The sequence below is a fragment of the Candidatus Cloacimonadota bacterium genome, assembly GCA_020532355.1.
GTDB lineage: Bacteria > Cloacimonadota > Cloacimonadia > Cloacimonadales > Cloacimonadaceae > UBA5456.
This window is the reverse complement of the sequence record JAJBBD010000293.1, coordinates 1-5,596: the sequence shown is the minus strand read 5'-3', so window position 1 is coordinate 5,596 and position 5,596 is coordinate 1. Positions and strand designations below refer to the sequence as shown.

General features: G+C 44.8%; 3 protein-coding genes. All 3 read left to right on the top strand.

Going from position 1 to position 5,596, the window contains the following annotated elements; all coding sequences use genetic code 11:
* The coding region (locus LHW48_10145; protein MCB5260809.1) for a chitobiase/beta-hexosaminidase C-terminal domain-containing protein at nucleotides 1-3,207 on the top strand (3,207 nt) is incomplete at its 5' end.
* A 10-nt stretch (nucleotides 3,208-3,217) separates the two neighbouring features.
* Nucleotides 3,218-4,186 carry a hypothetical protein gene (locus LHW48_10140; GenBank protein MCB5260808.1) on the top strand — a complete coding sequence of 323 codons (969 nt, stop codon included), beginning with the start codon at nucleotides 3,218-3,220 and terminating at the stop codon, nucleotides 4,184-4,186.
* 10 nt (nucleotides 4,187-4,196) lie between these two features.
* The coding region (locus LHW48_10135; protein MCB5260807.1) for a hypothetical protein at nucleotides 4,197-5,596 on the top strand (1,400 nt) is incomplete at its 3' end.

The following is a 5,596-nucleotide window of genomic DNA, read 5'->3' as shown; positions in this document are numbered from 1 at the left end:
CTGAACGATGTAACCGTACCTGCCGGTGCGCAGATCTATTACACTACGGATGGCAGCGAGCCCAATGAAGGTTCCTTAGTATATGATGGAACCCCAATCCAGATTGAAGCCAACGCAGCGATGACCATTCGTGCTCGCGCATATTATCAGGATTGGATACCGAGTGTGGTACATACTGGGAACTATGTTGTAACCGGAGAAGCCGGAATAGTTGGCACTGTATTCACACCAGAACCGGGAATATATACTACAGCACAAACGGTGATTATCTCCACAAACACCTACCCTTTAGGTGCGGTTGTTCGTTATACCGTTGATGGAACTGAGCCAGGTGAGAGTTCACCGATTTACGCTCCCAACACACCGATAGAGCTTGGTTTGGATTCCGTTACGGTTATCAAAGCTAAAGTCTTCGCACCGGGATGGATCAACAGTCCTACCTACAACGCTATTTATCACATCACGGGTCAGGTGAGCATTAGCGCAGTGAATCTTACGCCCACACCCGGAACTTATGCTACCGCTCAAAACGTATTCTATAGCGGGGTTCCGGAACCCAACGATGCAACAATTCGATACACCACCAACGGAGATGATCCAAGTGAAAGTGATCCCATTTTCGCCGCAAATCTTACTCCACCCTTAAACAGTACTTTGAACATCAAATTGAGAGCTTTCAAGGACGGATGGCTACCCAGCACAGTGATATCTGGATACTACAACTTCACTGGTCAGGTTACCCTTCCCACAGATATGTTCACACTTCCGGCGGGGACATATACAGATACTCAATGGCTTTCTCTAAATACGGACCTAGAACCCTCTGAAGCAACACTAAGGGTTACTTTTGATGGATCTGATCCAAACGAATACTCATTCGAAGTTACACCAAGTTGGGGATTTCCCCTACACACTGGTTATACCGAGGTTCGGGTACGGGGATTCTTGGATGGATGGATGCCCAGTGAAATAATGAGTGCAGAATACAACATCACAGGTCAAGTATCAATTGATGCACCAGTATTCTCGCCTGCTCCAGGCACTTATAGTCAAGCTCAGCAAATACAGGTGAACGATACCAATCCTGCGGATGCTGTGATTCATTATACTCTTGATGGTACCGAGCCAACCGAAGATTCTCCAATTATAAGTAACCTATTGCTGGAAGACTTAAATACAACTTATACTCTCAAGATAAAAGCATTCAAGACAGATTGGATCCCAAGTGTGACTCACACTGCGGTATATGTGCTTACAGGTCATGCGGCTATTGCTGATCCGGTCTTTTCACCTGCTCCTGGATTGTACACTGAAGCCCAGACGGTGAGCATCAACAATATGGTAACTCCATCCGGAGCTACCATCCGCTACACTACAGATGGCACAAATCCCACCGCTAATTCCACGATTTACACCGAGCCCATTCAGATCGGCTTGAATAGTGAAGTTACCATTCGTGCTCGTGCTTTTGCACAAGATTGGATAGCAAGCGAAGTGTATGTGGGCAACTATAAAGTAACGGGACAGGTTACTTTCAATGATGTTCAGTTATTCACGCCCGAATCTGGTACCTACACCGGCGCTCAAGTAGTAACGATATCCACAAATACTACTCCCTCAGGCGCAGTATTGCGCTATACTACCGATGGCAGCGAGCCTACTGAAGAATCTCCGCCCTACATGAGTGGAATTCCTTTGCCCTTAAATAGTCAAACTACAATTAAGGTAAAAGCTTGGGCAGAAAACTGGATTCCCAGTGCGGTTTTTGATGCCACATATACCATTACTGGTCAGGTTGTAATTGAAGATCCTGTATTCAGTATAGATCCCGGTACTTATGCCACCGTGCAGAATCTAAGCTTGGGATTTTCTAACCCAGCCGATGCCGAGATTCGCTATACTACCGATGGCAGCGATCCTTCATTGCCTACCAGTGAGTATGCCATATACAATCCAGATAATCCCATAACTCTGGAACTTAATGCCGAGCGCACAATTAAAGTTAGCGCACATAAAGAAAACTGGATAAGTAGTCCGGTTTATACAGCCGTGTACAATATGACCGGCACGGTAGTGCTTGCGGACGATATGTTTAGTCCCGCACCGAATACATACACAACCGCTCAGCAGATTTCCTTGTTGGCACCGGCTATCCCGAACAATGCTCTACTTCGTTATACCATAGATGGTAGCGATCCTACTGAACAGTCTGTAGCGTACACTACTCCGATAACCGTTCCAACAAATTCCGAGAACTTTGTTTTGAAGGTAAGCGGTTTTAGTGAAGGCTGGATTCCCTCATCGGTATTAACGGCAACTTACAAAGTTACCGGAACCCTTCCAGAACCAGAATTCAATTATCCTTCGGGTTTATATGGCAATAGTGGGGATACCGCAAATGGTCTGCAGGTTACTTTGAGCACAGATCCTGACATCGGAGATGTGAAAATCTACTATAGCACAGATGGCACCGATCCTACTGAGGCATCGACGCTCTACACCGAAGCAATTACAGTTCCCGAATTGGCGCAAGGCTTCACAATCCGTGCCAAAGCTTTCAAACAGGATTGGATTGCCAGCGGTATCAGCGAAAGAGTATACTCTTTCCTCTTACTGCCGATGAATGTACGGACTGTTACTTATGAAGGATACGTTAGGGTATTGTGGGATAATCCCAATGTGCGTGGTTTAGATGGATTTAATGTGTATCGAAAAGCTACAAACGAAAGTTCATTTAGCCAATTGAATAGCGAGATTGTTCCAGTTAGCCAAACCATAGGAAGTGATCATTACTATGATGATTACGCAATAAGCAACAATATGAGTTATCAATATTATGTTACTGCCGTTTATGACGGTATGGAAAGTGAACAGAGTGGAGTTACCAGTGCTGAATATCAAAGCTCAGATTTGGAGATTACGGAAAGCTCGAGAGTATATCCCAATCCTGCGGAAAACAGCACAACCTTCCAAGTGAAGCTCTCTCGCAACGATAATGTACAGATAACAATCAGCATTTTCGATTTCGCCGGCAAAAAGATACGCACTCTTACAGGAAGCAATCTAAACACCAATCTCGTTGAGATTACTTGGAATCTTAAAAACGATAGCGGTCTAAAGGTTGGCAGGGGAACTTACTTTGCCCGCATTCAAGCCAGCGATAGTGCTAAACGAACCGAAAAAGTCATCAAAATCTCGGTAAAATAAGGAGGCTAAGATGAAAACCATGAAAACAAACATGATAAAGAAGCTTGTGACACTCAGTTGCCTCATGATCCTGGCACTCCCAATTTTTGCCGGGGATGTAAATAATTCAGCCGCCGCCTATATCCGTATGGGTATAGGCGCGCGTATTATTGCCATGGGTGAAGCAGGTACTGCCACAGCAAAGGATGTTACTGCGGCTTATTGGAATCCTGCGGGTCTCAGTTATCTCAAGGATATTGAGTTTACTACAACTTATGCTCTTAATATGGGTTACGACCGTACCCATCAACATGCTGCGGTAGCCAAACGTTTTGGTTTTGGCGTACTTGCTCTTAATTGGATTAATGCTGGAGTATCGGATATCATTGGCACAGATGCAAGTAACAACGATACTGGCGTTTTTAGCAATTCTGAAAACAATATTGCGCTAAGTTATGCCCATCGCTACAAGAAACTGAGTTACGGCATTAGTCCCAAGCTTTATACATCGTCTATCGATGGCGATACAGAAATGGGTTTTGGCTTAGACTTAGGCGCAAAATACGATATCAACCAATATCTCGAAGCGGGAATCATGCTTAGGGATATTTATGGAACTTTGGCTGATGATGCTATTCCTTATCAAATTCAAGCCGGAGTTACCGCCTATCCTTTCTTGGGCGTAACCTTAGCTGCCGATATGCACTACGAGAAAGAAGAAGATCCATATTTCATATTCGGTGCCGAATACTGGACATCCATTGGCAGAGATACTGAAGCAGATTCCAAACTTTCTGTATTAAATGTGCAGGAACGCAATGCCTGGGCAGATCTCTTCAGTCATTTCCAAACCGGGTTAAGAGTTGGTTTCAACGATAACCGCTTCAGTGCAGGCGCTGGAATTCGTTTCCGCAATTTCCAGATCGATTATGCATATCGCATTGGTAATCATGACATCTTTGGCGACGATCATCTGCTTGGCCTGATCCTCAGATTCTGAGGAGGTGAAGATGATGTATCCAAACAATGTAAGAAAACTGCTTATTCTGGTAGCTTTTATTGCCGGAATCGGTCTGCTGGCAGCCATTGGCTTGCAGGGAGAGCGTTATGCCATCAGCGGAATTGAATACTATCACCGTGGTGATTATCAAAGTGCAGCAAGAGAATTCCTGGCGGCAGATAAAGCGGCAAATTCCAGTGTGCCCAAGTATCATTTCTGGCTGGGGCGTCTATACATAGCCCAAAGCGATACCTTAAATGCCCGGATTTGGTTAAATAAATACCTGCAAAGCAGCGACAATGAGTTTCGCACTGAAACAGAGGATTACTTAAAAATCCTTAATCGTCAACACCGGATATTCGAAAAAATCTCGTTAAGAGACATTCCAAAATACTTACAAAGCAGAAATTCTGACTACGGTACCGTCGTTAGTCCAGATGGTAAGTATCTCTATTACACGTCTCTTAGCCCTGCAAGAAACGAAAAAGAAAATATCTGGCGCAGCGAGCGGCTTGCCACTGGATGGGGGCGTCCCTACGAGGTGGAAGAACTCAATACCGACAAGAATGAAGCCATAGGTTCTTTTTCGCTAGATGGAAACACTGCCTACCTGTTTGGGAATTACAAACGTGGACAACTCGATGGTGATATATTTACTTCTGTATGGGATGGATCCCAATGGGGAAATCCACAACCATTGGATCTTGTAAATTCACCTTATGTGGAAGCACATCCCTATGTATTCAACGATGAGCTTTTGTTTTTTACTTCGTCTCGAGATGGTGGATATGGTGGCTTCGATATCTGGATGAGCGAATTTGCCGGAGATGCCTGGTCTGACCCCATCAATCTGGGTCCGGTAATTAATTCTTCCGGAAACGAACAAACCCCATTTCTTACCTACGATGGCAGAACTCTGTTCTTTGCTTCCGATCATCACCCTGGCTTCGGAGGATACGATATATTCAAATCCGTAAGAATTGGTGAGAGTTGGCAGGAATGGTCAATTCCAGAAAACTTAGGGCTTCCAATAAATTCTATTCGTAACGATCGTGCTTTCTTCCACATACCGGCATCCAATGAGGCTATGATCAGCTCCGACAGGGCTGCCGACGGCTTCGAGAAAATCAAGAATCTTAGCATTATCTATACTTCGCCGCCATCTTACGTGGTAGTGAATGAAGATACTGGGGAAGAAGAAGTGGTGGTAATAACTCCTACAGGAGATATTCCGGAAGATGAAATAGATGAAAGCACTATTGCCGAAACGGAAGAAGAAAAACCTCGTTTTGTACGGGTATATGGCCGGCTTAGCGACGAAGATGGGAATCCGCTTGCCGGAGAAATTGCTTTCACCACTGCTTTGGGTGACAGTATGTATCGCGATGTTGCGGTGGCAAACGATAATGG